This window comes from Orrella marina, assembly GCF_003058465.1.
In the GTDB taxonomy this organism is placed as follows: domain Bacteria; phylum Pseudomonadota; class Gammaproteobacteria; order Burkholderiales; family Burkholderiaceae_B; genus Algicoccus; species Algicoccus marinus.
This window is the reverse complement of sequence record NZ_CP028901.1, coordinates 3,281,798-3,298,308: the sequence shown is the minus strand read 5'-3', so window position 1 is coordinate 3,298,308 and position 16,511 is coordinate 3,281,798. Positions and strand designations below refer to the sequence as shown.

The window sequence follows — 16,511 nt, the reverse complement described above, 5'->3', positions numbered from 1 at the left end:
CGTCGCCCTTCGGTTTCATAGAACCCGACAGACATGGTCATCTTGACCCGACAGTAGCCTGATACGGGCCAGCACCATCCGGAAACAAAAACCGGGCTGTGAATCACCACAAGCCCGGCTTTTTGTCCTTCAGATCATCTAACCATCAAGCGGTTGGTCGCGCTCTGGTCGATCGCTGCGGTCTGCTTGATGACGTATGGGGTCGGGCCCCTGGAGTTGCGGCACCGCGACTCTGTCCTCTGGCCGGCCCTGAACCTTGACCACGACCTTGTCCCTGACCCTGGCGATGTGACCGCATGGGTGGACGCGGTGCCTCGGGAGTCACTGGACCAGGTGTCCAGTCATCTGGCAAAGCGGTCTGCACGATGGGCTGCTTGATCAGTCGCTCGATCGCCTTCAGATACTTGACCTCGTCCTTGTCAACCAGAGAAAGGGCCTGGCCGTGGGCACCCGCTCTCGCTGTTCGCCCGATGCGGTGAACATAATCCTCGGGAATATTTGGTAGTTCAAAGTTAACAACCTGAGGAAGCTGCTCGATATCCAGGCCACGGGCAGCGATATCCGTTGCGACCAGCACCGAGAGCTTGCCGGTTTTGAAACCTTCCAGCGCCTTGGTGCGAGCACTTTGGCTCTTGTTGCCATGGATCGCAGCCGCAGACAAGCCGTCCTTGACCAGTTTCTCGGCAAGGCGGTTGGCACCGTGCTTGGTACGGGTAAAAACCAGAACCTGATGCCAGCCACTGCCACGAATGATGTGACTCAAAAGATCCCGCTTGAGTGACTGATCCACCATGTGAACCTTCTGCTCGACGCGATCTGCAGTGGCATTACGAACGGCAACCGATACCTCAACGGGATTGGTCAGAATGCCTTTGGCCAGCTCACGAATCTCATCAGAGAACGTTGCCGAAAACAGAAGATTCTGTCTCGCCCTGGGAAGCAGCGTCATGATCTTGCGAATGTCACGAATGAATCCCATATCAAGCATTCGATCGGCTTCGTCAAGCACCAGGATCTCGAGTTTGGAGAGATCCAGCGTCTTCTGTCCGACGTGGTCCAGAAGGCGACCTGGGGTCGCGACCAGAACATCGACTCGCTTGCGCAAGGCCGAGATCTGCGGATTGATGTTGACGCCACCGAACATCACGAGCGAGGTCACCGAACCATGACGACCATAGGTCACCACGGACTCATGCACCTGGGCGGCGAGTTCACGCGTCGGGGTGAGGATCAGCACGCGAGGTGCGCCGGGGGCAGTTGCCTTGGCCGGGGAGCTCATCAGCTTGTGCAGAATAGGCAATGCAAAGCCGGCCGTCTTGCCGGTTCCGGTTTGTGCAGCGGCCAGCAGGTCACGCCCGGCGAGCACTTCGGGAATAGCCTGCATCTGGATCGGGGTTGGCTTCTCATAGCCTTCTTCACTTAACGCGCGAACAAGGCGATCATCCAGCCCAAGGCCAGAAAACATTTGATTTGTAGACAAAATTGATACTCCATTCGCGATGTCGGTCAGCCTTGTCGGCCAACTCCAATCAGGACATGCGAAATCTTTAGATGAAACTCATCAATGTGATGAGCGGCTGGCGCAGCAAGGCCAGCATCGCCGCGGGGACTGGTACAAGCGACGTCACAGTCAGTGTAACCTGATTACTCACTTGTGTGCTGCATCGCATCATTCAAAAGCGAGCAAACCTGCTCCACCACGCGTGTGCGTGCCTCACTATCCTCGCAGGCACCTCGCAGAGAAGACCACTCGTCATGACGTCTGGCAGTGGCAAGCAGTTTGAGCAGTTCGTTTCCTGGAAGGGCCTCTGCATTCCACTCCTGCGTCAGGCGTACCGGACCTTGTGCTGCGTGACCCCGGTGCTCCAGCGCATCGAGCAACTGTAGTTGGCGCACCGCCAGCACCAGCACCACGGCATCACTCACCCGAACCGAGCGCTCTCCCTTGACGCGTGCAAACAAATCCGTGCCCCAGCGCTCAATTCCTTGCCAGGCAGTCCCTGCTGCAGCACCAATCAACGTGCCCGTGCCTAACGTCAGCCCTGCACTCATGACGTCAACGGCCGCCCCTGCCAGTGCACCGGCGGCCGCACCCTTTCCGAGGTGCACGCCAGCCTCACGCATGGCGTCTGGACTGAACGGATCAGAATCCCAGCCCCCATCTGACCAGGCCAGATCACCAGACAAATAGTCATCACGGCCGAACTGGAACAAAAGCAGCATGCCGTCGACACAGCGCTGCTCTGCACTTCTGACATCACCTTGCTGCTTGCGAACTGTTTTTTCTGTGGCGCTCCCGGACGCCGTACTGAAATCCTCCAGCGCAGCCACATCCACCAGCATCTGAGCAACCAGCTCCAGCGCCTCCTGGCGTCGCTGCCTGCGGGCGCGTTGTGCCTGCTCTGCCAGTCGGTCAAAAACGGCCCGGTTCACCGACAAAAGCTGGCCCAGCATCTGGAACACCAGTGCCTCGCCATCGATGGGCGGGGTGACCGTATCAAACCTCAGGTGGATATGCAGGCCCAGCCGCGCGAGCGCCTGCACCCAGGGCTCAGGATCCGCCCCCTGACTGGCCGTAAAGTTCAGGACAGGCAGAACCGGTCTGGCACATGCATTGAGCAGATACAGCTCGTCCCGATACTTGGGCAGCACCGGTTCACGCGTATCCACGACATAGACGACTGCATCGCTATGCACAACCTGCTTCAGAACCCGTCGCTCCTGCTCGAACCGGCGGGCAGCGTGCTCATCCTGAAGGAACCTCTCGACCCGATCAGAGCCTTCCAGGCGCCTGCCGTCACTCGGAATCGACTCAATCCAGTCCCGCAGACTAATACTGTCCTCAAGACCAGGCGTGTCGTACCAGGCCAGGACTTCCTTGCCCTCCAGCCAGCACAAAGCAGCCTGCACGTTGCGCGTGGTCCCGGGTGCATCGGCTACTTCGCCAAACGCCCGGTCGCGGGTCAGGGTTCGCAACAGAGAGGTCTTACCCGTGTTGGTATGGCCAACGATCGCGATGTGAATCGTTGGCCGGTGTTGCTGACTCATGCCAGTTCCCCTTGCAGCCACGCTGTGGCCTGCGCCTGATCCTGTAACGGTGCCAGCAAGCCTGACTCCACCAGCTTGCCCTGCCAGAGCTCGTCTCGCTGCAGACCGGAGGCACGTGGCTGCAAATACACCCTGGCCTGTCCCGCCTTGCCTGAGAGATCCCGTACCAGGGACACCGAGCCGCGATCGGGTGTCTGACCTCCATCGACAACAATCAGCAGCCGCTCGGGGCGATACTCTTCAAGCCTTGCAAACACCTCCTGCCGGCTGTCTCTGTCATCGACCACCCCCAGTCCGGGCCGGGCACTCACCCAGTCGGGCAGCGCCGTCATGTCCACACCAACAACCACTGATCCGCTGAAATCCTGCTGATTCGCGGGGATCCTGTCAACCGGCTCAAACCGGTCTGCCTCGCCCGGTGGGCCATCAGGCAGTTGTGTACCGACGTCATGCCGGATCTGCGCCAGAACAGCCTGCGCATAGGCTGTTTGCGGGTCAGGTTTCTGGCGACGCAGTCGGGACCAGATCACCAGTGCACACCCTGCACCCGCCATCATTCGAGGCAGCACACCCAGCACGGCAATTGCGCCCACAAGCCAGTTCGCCCACTGCATGCGCACAACCGGATCAACAAGCGCCTGATTGCCACTGGCGGCGATTGCTTTGGCATCCGGAATCGACAACCCCAGCCAGCCGGCTGGCGCACCAATCACTGTGGCCAGCGACACAAACACGTCAACCGACAGCCAGGTTGTTTCCCACAAGAAGGTGTAATGGCGCAAGCTGAAAGCCGCCAGCATGGTGACAACGCCACCGAGCAGCAGAGCAAACCAGACCAGGTGAGACATCAGCCCCATCCACAATCGCAAGGTTGTGCTCTGACGCGTCGTGTCTAGCCATGCATGCCAGGCATCGAGCAGATCCGATCGGCCTATGAAACGGTTGAGCAAGGTCTGCCAGATTCGTCCAAACCAGGGGGCACCGGCTCCAGGCATCAGTAACGACACGAGCCACAGGATCAGCGTGATGGTCGGCATCAGCAGCAGGCCCATCAGGCTCCAGATCACATTGACCGGGGTAGCTCCCGGCCCCAGGGCTGCCAGTGCTGCACTGCCACCGGCAATCAGGCCCAGAACAAGCAGCACGACAATCGCCGAACCGATCAGATGCCGGATCTGGCTGTACTGCGCGAGCAGACCCTTGGTCTGAGCCAGGCAACAGGCTCGTTCGACCAACTGGTCAGACGCAACAGCATGCGCTTGCCCGACCTGACGGTTGATGGACTCATCGTGAAACAGTCCGTCGCGGAGCTCCAGTCTCGAAATGTAGTGATAGCACCAGATTTTGATCAACGTGCACCTGCCAGCAATAGAATCGCTAAAAGATTAGCATTTCGAGGTTAGCACTTCACATCGGCGCGTCGAGTTGTGACAAATGAGCCGGTGCATTGGCATCAGATGCCGACGGCCTTGCGTCCATCCTGCTGCAACTGCCAGACCAATCCTGTCAGAGAAACCAGCAAGGCCGTCGCAGCCAGGCCCAGCCCGATTTCCAGCCGTCCCTGCAGCAGCACAATTACGGCTGGTCCGAGCACCTGACCGAACGCAAACGACGCGGTCAGCCTGGCCATCCACAGACCTGAACGGGCACCACCACTTCGCTGTGCCTCCTGCATCGCCACCAGCGTGATCACAACAAAGGTTCCGCCGACACAAAGTGAGGCAACCAGTATGCCCGTCATGCTGGGCCAGACAATCGGCGTCGCTACGCCAGCCGTGAGCACCACCTGGGCGCCTGCCCAGCTTCGCAACAACCCGAGCCGCGAGGCCACCAGCCCCACCACCAGCGTTGAACACGCGGCCGCCAGGCCAAAGACCGGCCAGGCCAGACTGTAAGTCCAGCTATCCTGCAACAGCAACCTGGCCTGTGCTGGAAGATAGGTTGCCGGCAGAATGTACCCGAAACCATACAGTCCGTAGCAAACGACCAGTCTCCAGAGCCTTGCCTGCACGGCCGGATCCACGCCGGCACCAGGCAAGTCGCCCTGGCTACGACTGGCTACGACTGCCGTCTGATCCCAGGACCGTTCGAACACTGTCCACAGCGGGATGGCTAGCAGGAGCGAAACCCCCGCCAGTGACAGCCACGCTGCGTGCGAGGTCCACCCCAGCCCCACAAACACCGCACACAGCAGTCCAGCGAGCAACGTGCCAGCCCCCACCCCGGCGTAGACAATCCCTGGCAGACGCGGCGAACCCGCCAGACGTGGCAAGGTGATCATGGAGACCATGATCATCATCCAGGCACTCGCGATACCGGCCACAAGCCGCCAGGTCCCCCAGAGCAGGCCGTGATCGGTCATCGCCATGCCCGCCAGACTCAGAATGATGCCTGCTGCTGCCAGGCGCAGATTGCGAACCGGCGCACCAGTCAGATATTTGCCGGTGAGCCCACCCACCAGATACCCAAGCATGTTCACTAGCGCCACCCAGCTTCCGGTTTGCAAAGACATGCCCTGATCTGTCTGCATCATCGGTAGCAGCGGGGTATAGGCGAACCGGCCAACTCCCATTGCCAGCGCCAGACCCATCAGGCCCGTCAGTGCGATCATGAGAGATCGATTGACCGGGCCACGCGCGTCTGGATCAGGCTCATTCACGGACATACAGTTCAACGCGCATGTCCTGGTGGGCTACGGAACCTGCGTATCACGCCGCCCCCTCCTCGGCCTCTTGCGCGTCTGCAGCCTGCACGGGCATCAGGAAGTGATTGCTGACGCTGATACCAAGCAAATTGATGCGCTCAAGGAACCGTGTCAGAAACGTGTGCATGTCCATCGCGAAAATCTCTTCAATCTCAAGATCACGCAGTTCGGCCAGCATGCTGCGCGCCTCATGCTCGGTGGCACCAGACTGGCGATTGCGGATCTTGTACAGAAAATCCACCACCTGCTCCATACAGGTCCCGAGTGAACGTGGATTGTTGAATTTGAGAATCAGCATTTCAGCAACTCGCTCAGGCTCGATCACATTGCGGTACACCTTGCGGTAGTTCTCGAACGCGGAAACGGAGCGCAGCACCGACCCCCAGTAGTAATACTCGTCCACTTCGTCTATCTGATCGCCCGCGTACTCCTGGGCAGCATGGAACTTCACATCCAGCAGTCGGGCGATGTTGTCTGCACGCTCAAGAAACACGCCCAGAGAGATGAAGTTGAACACATCGTCCCGCATGAGTGTGCCGGTGTAGACACCTCTGGACTGGTGTGAGCGAAACTTCACCCACTCAAAAAACTCGCCCGGCGATAGCCGCAAGGCCCCCTGGCCGACGAGTCGCTGCGCATCGAGCCAGGTGGTATTGATCGTCTCCCACAGATCAGTGGTGACGGAACCGCGAACCGCCCGCGCATTCTCGCGCGCCGCGTGCAGACATTGCATGATGGACGAAGGATTGTCCGCATCAACAGTCATGAAGGACAGCACGTTGTTCGGTGTTAACGAACTGTAGTTCTGGCTAAACGCCTCGGACAGCTCGGACACATCCAGCATGGCCTGCCAGGCCGCCTGTGCCGTCTCTTCAGACTGCGGCATGAGCGACATGTGGTAGTTCACCTCCAGCATTCTGGCTGTGTTCTCGGCGCGCTCGGTATAGCGAGCCATCCAGTAAAGGTGATCGGCAGTTCTCGACAGCATGGGACGACCTCCAGCTAGTTCAGGATCCAGGTGTCTTTTGTGCCACCACCCTGAGATGAATTGACAACCAGCGAATTCTCTTTGAGCGCTACCCGCGTCAGTCCGCCTCGAACCATCCGCACATGCTTGCCCGACAGAACAAACGGTCGCAGGTCGATGTGACGCGGGGCCAGACCGGCACCCACCAGCGTGGGACAGCTCGAGAGCGACAACGTCGGCTGGGCAATGTAGTTCTCTGGCCTGGCAATCACTCGATCGCGAAACGCCGCGATCTCGGCCTGGCTCGCCGCGGGACCGATCAGCATGCCGTAGCCACCGGCACCGTGCACCTCCTTGACAACCAGCTTGTCCAGGTTCGCCAGCACATAGGAGAGTTCGACAGGCTTGCGGCACATATACGTCGGCACATTGGAGAGGATCGGCTCCTCATCCAGATAGAACCGGATCATCTCCGGCACATACGGATAGATCGACTTGTCGTCTGCAACACCCGTTCCCACCGCATTGCAGATCGCCACATTGCCCGCCCGGTAGGCCCGCAGGAGTCCGGGAGGTCCGAGCACGGACTCGGGACGAAACGCCTCCGGATCCAGGAAGTCATCATCGACCCGGCGGTAGATCACATCAACCTGACGCGGACCCTGAGTGGTTCGCATGTAGACAACATCGTCCTGCACGAACAGATCCTGGCCTTCGACCAGTTCCACCCCCATCTGCTGGGCCAGAAACGCGTGCTCGAAATAGGCCGAGTTGTACATCCCCGGGGTGAGCACCACCACGTTGCAATAGCGCTTCTGTCCGGGAGCAGCCTGTTGCAAAGCATCAAGCAACAGATCAGGATAGTGTTCGACTGGCGCCACACGATGCTTTGCGAGGAGATCCGGAAACAGCCGCATCATCATTTTGCGGTTCTCGATCATGTACGAAACACCGGACGGAACGCGCAGGTTGTCTTCCAGCACAAAGAATGCACCCTCATCTTCACCGTGCGTGGCCCGGACAATATCGATCCCGGCGATGTGAGCATAGACATCAAGCGGGACATCCACCCCCTGCATTTCCGGTCGGTACTGGCTGTTACCAAGCACCTGCCCGGAAGGAATGACCCCTGCCTTCAGTATCCGGTGATCGTGGTAGACATCGTACAGGAACATGTTGAGCGCCTGGACTCTCTGCTCGAGCCCCTTCTGGAGGCGCTTCCACTCGTCGGTCGGGAATATTCTGGGCACGATATCGAACGGAATGGTTCGTTCGGTATTACCGCCCTCTCCATCGCCGTACACCGCAAACGTGATGCCCACACGCTTGAACAACAACTCGGCTTCCTCATGGCGTCCCTGGAGGTAGTCCATCTCCTGGGACTGCAACCATTGCTGCAAGTGCCTGTAATGCGGTCTGGGATCTGCGTTCAGGTAGGCATCCGGCTCTCTGGCAACTTCGGCATCAGAGAGCATTTCATCGAACATTTGAAGGCGACTGGACTCGGGCATGAATTCATCCTGCTCTGGTTTGGATCATCACGGCAGACTCTGTCTTCATGACAACACGCGTTATGTTGGCAGTGCAAGCAAACGATCCCGTCACGCTTGCGAAACCGCACAGGGTGATGAACACGACACCCCCCAAGAATATGCGTTAAGACGAGTGGCTGGAATACTCTTTTCAGTTACGCTACCGTTAAGAAAGGTTTTATGCTACTTCGAGGCGTCTGCCAAGACCTGTGAGGCTTGACCCATGAAAACCCTCAGTCGTGCGAGACCGAACGGACCAGCGACGGTGGTTAGCAATCAGATGGTATGCAAATTGCAGGCCAGCAGTCTCTGATTGCACGGACACGCACTGTATGCACTGCACGTGCACCAAGCCTGGGCGAGACAGCCCTTTTTGCATACAACCACGCCGTCACGCGCCCCGTTTTAGTGATTTTGAGGAGCGGGACGGATTTTGTCGATAAACTTCGCGTAATGTGACCGCATCGACGTATTTACGGTATTTACGTTATCCGCCTGGATCAACTTTGATGAATCTGCCTTCTGGCCAACCCGTAGAACCTGATGGTCTGTCTGCCACCACCGTGTCAGCTGAGCTCCTTGATGCCCTGAACGCCTACATCGGGCCCGCCAGGCCGGGACATTTTGATGAGCTGCGCACGCACAAAGGTGAACTGAGAGGCCCCTGGAAAACATTCTTTGCCAGCATTGGATTATCCGGTTTCGAGAGCCTGCCTGAATGCGCCCAGACAATCGACCGCGTCATCCGGCTCAACGGGGTGACCTACAACGTCTACGCTGAATCTCAGGACTACGCCCGACCCTGGTCGCTGAATCCGCTTCCCATGCTGATCGACCCGGGCGAGTGGCGCGAGATCAGCACTGGCCTGGCGCAACGCGCCAGGCTGCTCAATCTGATCCTGAATGACGTCTACACATCGCGCAGCCTGCTCAAGGCGTCCTACCTCCCCAGTGCGCTGGTGCTGGGCAACCCCGGCTACCTGCACGCCTTGCAGGGCGTGACTCCGGTCAGTGGGACCTTCCTGCACGTTGTGGCGTTTGATCTCGCCAGAGGCCCGGACGGCAGATGGTGGGTAGTGGGTCAGCGCACCCAGGCACCCTCCGGACTCGGATACGCACTGGAGAACCGCCTGATCGTCTCGCGCCTGTTCACTCAGGCCTACCGGGATATGAAAATCCAGCATATCGGAGCAAGTTACCGCCGCCTCCTGGATGCACTCGAAGCGCAGACTACATCAATCGCCAACGGGCAGGCGCCCAAGTTCGCCCTGCTGTCTTCAGGTTCTTACTCAGAAACCTACTTTGAGCACGCCTACCTTGCACGCTACCTCGGGATCCCGCTGGTCGAAGGGGCGGACCTGACTGTGCGCAATAGCCAGGTCTACCTGCGTACCATCCACGGACTGGAGCGCATTCATGGCTTGTTGCGCCGGCTAGACGACGACTTCTGCGATCCACTGGAATTGCGTGCCGACTCCGCGCTCGGGGTGCCTGGACTGCTTCAAGCCGTGCGGGCCGGGCAGGTGGTCGTTGCCAATGCACTGGGAACCGGCTTTCTGGAGTCACCCTCAATCCAGGGATTTCTGCCATCCATCAGCGAGCATCTGCTGGGAGAACCGCTGAAAATACCGTCTCTGCACACATGGTGGTGCGGGGAAGGTGCAGCCTGGGAGGACGTGTCACCACATCTTGGTACCCAGGTGATCAAACCGACGTTTTCTACGCGACAGTCAACCAATTTCGAACCGGTGATTGCATCGCTCCTGAACCAGGAGCAACTGAGCACGTGGCGCGCACGGATCGAGCAGCAACCTGCTATCTACACCACGCAAACCTATCTCCCGTTCTCTCAGGTGCCCACCTGGCGCAGCAATTCAATCGAACCCCGCACTGCAATGCTGCGCTTTTACGCCGTCGTAGGTCCAGACGGCAGCTGGCAGGTCATGCCGGGCGGCATGACCCGTGTTGCGGCGGTCGATCCCCATGTCGTCTCCATGCGTAGTGGCGGCAGCACGCTGGACACCTGGATCATGACCGACGAGGAGGTCGACACATACTCTATGCTGCCCACAAGTGGCGGTCTGCCCAAGCGGTACAACGAACATGAGCTGGTCTCAAGCAGATCAGCCGAGAATCTGTTCTGGCTGGGACGCTACACGGAGCGGGCTGAAACCATGCTGCGCTGCGCGCGCGAGAGCCTGGTGCTGCTGAGTATCAACCAGCGCGACAGCCACCCGCCCTTGCACGATGCAATGAGCGAACTGGCCGTCCAGCAAGGCCTGATCAACTCCGACACACCAGGAATCCAGACGGACCCGGCCGCGTTTGGACGCAATCTGATGCAACGTCTGTGGCAACCGGGTGTGGGCGGACTCTACGATACAGTCGACACACTGGAGCGCATCATGCGTAGCGTGCGCGACCGTCTGCCGCCAGAGCACGTCGAAATCCCGGGGCGCATCAAGGCACTCCTGAAATCAGCACAGAACGAGACATCCGCATCCTCTCAGCGACACTCTCAGTATCTCATTGACGCGATCGAACAGCTTGACCTGGTCGAAGTGCCGCTGGCTGCACTGGTCGGGTTTCAGCTTGACCGCATGACTCGCGATCTGGGATGGCGTTTGCTGACCGCAGGCCGACTGATTGAAAGGCTGATTCACCTGTCGAAGGTTGTTGATGCCTTCTTTCGGCATGCAGCAGTCTACAGTCCTCGCGGGTTTGACTCGTTACTGGTGCTTTTTGACAGCACCATCACGTTTCGTAGCCGTTACCAGCGCCAGCAGGATATTCTGGCACTGCTGGATCTGATCGCCATGGACCCAACCAATCCTCGGTCCATTGTTTCAGTCATCAGCGACCTGCGTACCCAGCTTCAAGTACTGCCAGACAGGGATGCCATCATGACCCAGCTGCCCGATCTCCAGTGGCAGGACGACGCCATCACCTCGCTGATCGCCCAGATCTGCGGCGCCGGGCAAACCGGTTACGCTATCTCCGACGAAATTGGCAAGCGACTGTTTGCCCACGTGTCAGATCAGCATTTTGCGTCTTGACATCCCGATCCTGACACCGAGGCTTCACGGAGCGCCCGATGAAACATATCCGAATCGAGCATCAGACACATTATCTTTACCAGACCGATGTGCTGCTGGCACAGCATCTGGCCTATCTGCGCCCAGTCGAGACACCCTGGCAAAAGCGACTTTCCAGCAAAGTCTGCATCGAGCCCGACGTGGACTCCAGGCACGAAGACGTGGATGCGTTCGGAAACTCGCGACTTTTCTTTACCCTCACACATGCCCACCAGAACCTGGTGGTCACAGCGCTGAGTGAAGTCCGGAAATTGCCACGCTACACATTTTTTGATCCGGCGCAAACGCCTGCGTGGGACATGATCGAGGCGGGCATGAAATATTCGCTCGATCAGCCATTTGATCCTGCATCAGAGTTTGTCTGGCCCAGCCCCTACATTCCCTGGTTGTCCGAACTCAGGGACTACGCCCTGCCTTCGTTCAACCGGGGTACTCCCCTTGCACAAGCGTGCCTGGATCTGAATCACCGGATCTATGAAGACTTCAGCTACGTTTCAGGTGTGACCGAAATTCATACTCCGCTCGCCCAGGCGTTTGTAAACCGGCATGGTGTCTGTCAGGACTTCTCGCACATCATGATCGGCTGCCTGCGGGCCATCGGATTGGCCGCAAGGTATGTAAGTGGTTACCTGCTCACGACGCCACCGCCCGGTCAGCCACGTCTGCGTGGCGCTGACGCATCCCATGCCTGGGTGAGCGTCTACTGCCCGGGTGCGCCCGGCGACTGGCTTGAACTCGATCCCACCAACGATACAATCCCGGATATGTCTCACGTCTGCCTGGCCATTGGGCGGGACTTTGGAGATGTGTCTCCTTTACGGGGGATCATTCGGGAGGCGGGGCACACCAGCTGAGTATCGCCGTCACCGCCGAAGAAGCGAACGAGTATGACGCCTTCCAGGCGCAAAACGCCCCTTGAATCAAATGGAATCGTGTCCACCGGGATGAATCAGAACATTCACAGACTGCTGCTTGCACCCATCTTGCTGATCATTGCCGGATGCTCGACACCTGTTTACTACCACACAGACCCCGGCAGACATGTCGTGGTGCTTGATCGTGAGCCGGTCAGTGTGCTGCAGACGGGTAAGGATCAGTGGGAAGCATGGGGTGGCGGGTCTGCAGGTCGCCCGGAGCAGCGCACTGCTCTGTTCGAACGTCAGATCAAGGCAATCGAACTGGTGTCTGACTGCCAGGCCATCCATTCGGTCGTCGACCCGGACGATGCACGCAAGCTCACTGCCACGGTCAAATGCAGCGACTCGTTTGACGAAACAAGCCTGAGCGACTCACTACCTGCCATATCGCGATAGGAGGCGATCCTCACAGACCGCGCCCCTCCCTCACCACCCGGCATGCGGATATCCGCACCGGGCGATTGAAATGGTTGAGGTCATCAGAACTTGTGTTTTACTCCCGACTTTGACACTTGGCGTGTCGGTGTCTGGTTCGGTGAAACCGGTTTCTCGCTGATAAGGCAAGATCTCCCCGGGCAAGTAACACATACCTTCATCACATAACAGTCGCATCCAGGCTGCCTTGCATTGCCTTGTATCCGATTCTTGTCCATCGGCTCGCGACTTATTCGACACGCGTGTTCTCCGCATCTGGTCGCCCTCATGCAGTTGCGCTTCACTTCACTCGTTGTGACCAGCTTGCAGCGGGACCTTCCCCCGAAGGTATGCGCCGATGCTGGGCGCACCATAGCAAACGGGGCCCCAAACCGGAGCCCCGCTGAACTGCCCATGATCTGGCCTCACATCACCACTTCATGGCTTTGATTGCCAATGCAGTCAACCGCCACATATGCGGTTTCTGGCCTGGTCGTACTCTCGCTTGAGGCGCTCGACGATCTGCGCAACCGGCAACACCTCATCAATCTGCCCAACGCCCTGACCGGCCCCCCAGATGTCCTTCCAGGCCTTGGCCTTGGAGGAGCCGGCCGAGAAGTTCATCGTGTTCTTGTCCTTGACCGGCAGATCGTCAGGATCCAGTCCTGCGTTCTGGATGCTTTCGCGAATGTAGTTACCGTGTACTCCGGTGAAGAAATTGGTGTAGATAATGTCCGAGCCGCTGGCATTCAGAATTGAATCCTTGTAGCCCTGGCTGGCATTGGCCTCGGCACTTGCGATGAAGCGAGTGCCGATGTAAGCCAGGTCTGCGCCCATGGCCTGTGCAGCAAGAATGGCGTCACCTGTTGCAATCGCCCCGGAAAGAATGATGGGACCCTGATAGTGACGCCGCAACTCACCTACCAGTGCAAAAGGCGACTGTGCACCTGCATGGCCGCCCGCGCCGGCTGCTACCACGATCAGACCATCCACACCGGCCTCAAGTGCCTTGGCCGCATGGCGCATGTTGATGACGTCGTGCAGAACGATTCCGCCGTACGAGTGAACCGCATCGATGATCTCCGGCACTGGTGCGCGCAGTGAAGTGATGAAGATAGGCACTTCATGCTTGACGCACGTTGCCACGTCCTGCTCCAGCCGGACATTGGAATTGTGCACAATCTGGTTCACCGCAATGGGGCCAATCACGGCATCGGGATTGGCCTTCTTGTGAGAATCAAGCTCCTCTTTCATCTGGCTCAGCCAGTCTCCGAGCAACTCGGGTGGTCTAGCGTTGAGTGCCGGAAATGATCCAACAATTCCAGCCTTGCACTGGGCAAGTACCAGTTCCGGATAACTCACCGTGAACATGGGAGAGGAAATAACAGGTAGTGCCAGATTCTGCAGTGCGGCAGGCAAGTGAGACATATCCATATCGTGTTTCTCTATCAGTTAAGGTTGAAATCGTTCCATCAGGTTCGCCATGACCTGTGCATCGGTCTGATACGACTGGGACTCCAGCTCCATCTGGACCGAACCCCTGTCCAGTGGATCCCGGTTCTGGCTGATCTTGAACTTGGCCTGAACCTGGTCGATCTCGATGCGTAATCCGGTGATGGACTTGAGCATCTGGTCGATGTATTCAGCTGGAGCATCGTCGACTGACCAGGCATCTGGTCGCCCCCTCTCCATCTGTTGCGTCAACTCGCGCACGATCTCCAGCTTCTGTGCCGGATCATCAGCCAGGCATATCCTGCCATGGACGACAACCGTACAGTAGTTGTACGTTGGCACCACGCGGTGATGAACCTGCTTGGAGGGATACCAGTTTGGAGTGATGTAGGCTCTGGGCCCCATAAATATTGCGGTCACCTGCAAAGGCTGATCAGCTGATGTGATCATTGCGCTGAGCGGGTTGGCGCGTGCAATATGCCCCATCAACTGTGCACCTGCGACGACGGGTCCCGAGCAGGACAGCACCACAGGATCGACCGACAACGGTTGACCAGGGGCTGTCGCAAGCACCAGGTTTGCAAGTGGATAGCGGCGAACGATCTCGTCAACTGCAGCCGTATCGGGGGCATTGAAGTGAGCAGGCTGGTACATGCAGCAAGCCTCCAGTGCATAGAAAAAGTACAGCTGTTGTACCACGTTGAACGAGAGCCCCGGGCGCTCGCAAAGGCTGGCGCATCACGGGAACAGTTGATCCCGTTTCATTGCATCGGCCACCGGATCCGATGAACCGCGTGTGCTGGTTGCGTCCACCTGCTGTTGCCAGGATCCGGCAAACACCTCAGAATGCAGTCCCGTGTCCAGACGATTACATTTCCATGAGCGACGAACGACAGATCCTGATTCCACAAGCATTTTTGCGTCTGTACCAGCATCCGGTGAGCGGCAAGCCGATCGCGCCCCGCGCCTGGCTTGAGGAAAGGCACGAACTGTGTGAAGATTTTTCTCAGCTGCTGGCCCAGCAGGTCCAGGCGAAGGTGCTGGATCTGGGCATCACCCGAGATGATGCACTCGAGCGCGTGGCACGTGGACTCGACGCCGACCCGGCACCTCTGTCGCTGTCAGCTCAGGAAATTTCCTGGGTCAAATCCAGAGTGGCAGAGATCCTCTATCACGGTTGAATCCTCCCGTCACCCACCTGCTCGAGCGTGCCTTCCACTCACACTCGCTCACAGTGAGTCTCTCGAAAACGATAATTCCGGCCAATGGGCAAATACCCATACACTTGCACTTTCTGAATCGACTGCCCGGGAGGGGCACATGGATGATCGCAGCTGGGTTCGCAACACAATGCTCAAGCTCGAGGGAGACTATCGGCGCTCGGCCGACACACACCTGATTCCACTGATGCTGCCCGAATCACTCACCGTGCCTGGCGTTGACATCTACTTCAAGGACGAATCGACGCACCCGAGTGGAAGCCTGAAGCATCGCCTGGCTCGTTCGCTGTTCCTGTATGCCATCTGTAACGGCTGGATCCATGAAGGCACGACGGTGGTGGAAGCCTCCTCTGGTTCAACAGCCATCAGTGAAGCCTATTTCGCCAGACTGACTGGCCTGCCGTTTTACGCCGTAGTACCTCGCTCAACTGCCCACCACAAGATCGAACAGATCCGCTTCTACGGGGGTGATGTGCACTTTGTGGATCACCCCGGCCAGATCTACGAGCAGTCGCGAGAGCTCGCGCGACAGACCAACGGTCATTTCATGGACCAGTTCACCTATGCCGAGCGAGCCACCGACTGGCGGGGCAATAACAACATCGCCGAATCGGTCTTTCGGCAGATGGAGAACGAACGCTATCCCGAGCCAGCCTGGATCGTGGTGGGTGCTGGCACGGGTGGCACGTCAGCCACATTTGGGCGGTTTGTACGCTATCAACGACTGTTCTCCCGGATTGCTATCGCCGACCCCGAGAACTCGGTGTTTGCGGACTATGTAGACTCAGGGGATATCAGTCTGACTTGCCAGAACGGCAGCAGGATTGAAGGCATTGGGCGACCCAGAGTGGAACCATCCTTTATACGGGAGACGGTTGATCGTGCCATCCGGGTGTCGGACCTGGATTCGCTGGCTGCCATGCGCCTGATGAGCCAGTGGACCGGACGTCGGGTGGGCCCGTCAACCGGCACCAACCTGATTGGTGTCTTGCGCCTGATGCGGGAAATGCAGCAAGATGGTACGCAAGGCAGTATCGTGTCCCTGATTTGCGATTCAGGAGATCGTTACGACCATCTCTATGATGACGCCTGGGTCGACGCCCATTTTGGACAAGGTCTGCAGGATCATATTGATCGACTGAACAAAGGAATTTTCGCGTGA

At 58.4% G+C, this 16,511-nt stretch carries 13 protein-coding genes; 5 read left to right on the top strand and 8 right to left on the bottom strand.

The genetic code is table 11. From position 1 onward, the window contains the following. Nucleotides 1-145 precede the first annotated feature (145 nt). The 6 genes from DBV39_RS15025 to DBV39_RS15000 form a co-directional block, all read right to left on the bottom strand. Nucleotides 146-1,480: a DEAD/DEAH box helicase gene (locus DBV39_RS15025; RefSeq protein WP_108622230.1), complete on the bottom strand. Its 1,335-nt coding sequence runs from the start codon at nt 1,478-1,480 to the stop codon at nt 146-148. Nucleotides 1,481-1,644: 164 nt separating this feature from the next. After that, nucleotides 1,645-3,048 (bottom strand): GTPase/DUF3482 domain-containing protein, encoded by a 1,404-nt coding sequence (locus DBV39_RS15020; protein WP_108622229.1) that lies wholly within the window; start codon nt 3,046-3,048, stop codon nt 1,645-1,647. Continuing rightward, on the bottom strand, nt 3,045-4,400 hold the full coding sequence (locus tag DBV39_RS15015; RefSeq protein WP_108622228.1) for a DUF2868 domain-containing protein: 1,356 nt from the start codon (nt 4,398-4,400) through the stop codon (nt 3,045-3,047). The genes DBV39_RS15020 and DBV39_RS15015 overlap by 4 nt, the downstream gene beginning before the upstream one ends. Nucleotides 4,401-4,501: 101 nt before the next feature. Continuing rightward, on the bottom strand, nt 4,502-5,707 hold the full coding sequence (locus DBV39_RS15010) for a YbfB/YjiJ family MFS transporter (protein WP_159078979.1): 1,206 nt from the start codon (nt 5,705-5,707) through the stop codon (nt 4,502-4,504). A 49-nt stretch (nt 5,708-5,756) separates the two neighbouring features. Next, complete coding sequence (locus DBV39_RS15005) at nt 5,757-6,740, bottom strand: alpha-E domain-containing protein (protein WP_108622226.1); 984 nt, start codon at nt 6,738-6,740, stop codon at nt 5,757-5,759. Between the two features lie 14 nt (nt 6,741-6,754). Beyond that, complete coding sequence (locus tag DBV39_RS15000) at nt 6,755-8,230, bottom strand: circularly permuted type 2 ATP-grasp protein (RefSeq protein WP_108622225.1); 1,476 nt, start codon at nt 8,228-8,230, stop codon at nt 6,755-6,757. Between the two features lie 530 nt (nt 8,231-8,760). On the opposite strand from DBV39_RS15000, the gene DBV39_RS14995 reads away from it, so the two are divergent. The 3 genes from DBV39_RS14995 (at nt 8,761) to DBV39_RS14985 (ending at nt 12,659) form a co-directional block, all read left to right on the top strand. Continuing rightward, nucleotides 8,761-11,307, top strand: a complete 2,547-nt coding sequence (locus DBV39_RS14995; RefSeq protein WP_108622224.1) for a circularly permuted type 2 ATP-grasp protein — start codon at nt 8,761-8,763, stop codon at nt 11,305-11,307. A 38-nt stretch (nt 11,308-11,345) separates the two neighbouring features. Beyond that, entirely contained in the window at nt 11,346-12,200 is an 855-nt protein-coding gene (locus DBV39_RS14990; protein ID WP_322348720.1) for a transglutaminase family protein, read from the top strand. A gap of 90 nt (nt 12,201-12,290) precedes the next feature. Beyond that, entirely contained in the window at nt 12,291-12,659 is a 369-nt protein-coding gene (locus tag DBV39_RS14985; RefSeq protein WP_108622223.1) for a hypothetical protein, read from the top strand. 480 nt (nt 12,660-13,139) lie between these two features. Here the strand turns inward: DBV39_RS14985 and DBV39_RS14975 are convergent, their stop codons facing one another. Further along, nucleotides 13,140-14,105, bottom strand: coding sequence for an NAD(P)H-dependent flavin oxidoreductase (locus DBV39_RS14975; RefSeq protein ID WP_108623305.1), 966 nt, complete (start codon nt 14,103-14,105; stop codon nt 13,140-13,142). A 24-nt stretch (nt 14,106-14,129) separates the two neighbouring features. After that, nucleotides 14,130-14,783: an FMN-binding negative transcriptional regulator gene (locus tag DBV39_RS14970; protein WP_108622221.1), complete on the bottom strand. Its 654-nt coding sequence runs from the start codon at nt 14,781-14,783 to the stop codon at nt 14,130-14,132. Nucleotides 14,784-15,007: 224 nt separating this feature from the next. On the opposite strand from DBV39_RS14970, the gene DBV39_RS14965 reads away from it, so the two are divergent. Then, the gene (locus DBV39_RS14965) at nt 15,008-15,310 is read left to right on the top strand and encodes an ATPase with chaperone activity (RefSeq protein ID WP_108622220.1); all 303 of its coding nucleotides are present in this window, start codon (nt 15,008-15,010) and stop codon (nt 15,308-15,310) included. 139 nt (nt 15,311-15,449) lie between these two features. Further along, the gene (locus DBV39_RS14960) at nt 15,450-16,511 is read left to right on the top strand and encodes a PLP-dependent cysteine synthase family protein (RefSeq protein WP_108622219.1); all 1,062 of its coding nucleotides are present in this window, start codon (nt 15,450-15,452) and stop codon (nt 16,509-16,511) included.

Bases quoted from the DNA above. Each gene is read 5' to 3' on its own strand.
- DBV39_RS14960 (WP_108622219.1), top strand. From the start codon at position 15,450: ATGGATGATCGCAGCTGGGTTCGCAACACAATGCTCAAGCTCGAGGGA.
- DBV39_RS15005 (WP_108622226.1), bottom strand. From the start codon at position 6,740: ATGCTGTCGAGAACTGCCGATCACCTTTACTGGATGGCTCGCTATACC.
- DBV39_RS15000 (WP_108622225.1), bottom strand. From the start codon at position 8,230: ATGCCCGAGTCCAGTCGCCTTCAAATGTTCGATGAAATGCTCTCTGAT.
- DBV39_RS14970 (WP_108622221.1), bottom strand. From the start codon at position 14,783: ATGTACCAGCCTGCTCACTTCAATGCCCCCGATACGGCTGCAGTTGAC.
- DBV39_RS14965 (WP_108622220.1), top strand. From the start codon at position 15,008: ATGAGCGACGAACGACAGATCCTGATTCCACAAGCATTTTTGCGTCTG.
- DBV39_RS14975 (WP_108623305.1), bottom strand. From the start codon at position 14,105: ATGTCTCACTTGCCTGCCGCACTGCAGAATCTGGCACTACCTGTTATT.
- DBV39_RS14990 (WP_322348720.1), top strand. From the start codon at position 11,346: ATGAAACATATCCGAATCGAGCATCAGACACATTATCTTTACCAGACC.
- DBV39_RS14995 (WP_108622224.1), top strand. From the start codon at position 8,761: ATGAATCTGCCTTCTGGCCAACCCGTAGAACCTGATGGTCTGTCTGCC.
- DBV39_RS14985 (WP_108622223.1), top strand. From the start codon at position 12,291: ATGAATCAGAACATTCACAGACTGCTGCTTGCACCCATCTTGCTGATC.
- DBV39_RS15020 (WP_108622229.1), bottom strand. From the start codon at position 3,048: ATGAGTCAGCAACACCGGCCAACGATTCACATCGCGATCGTTGGCCAT.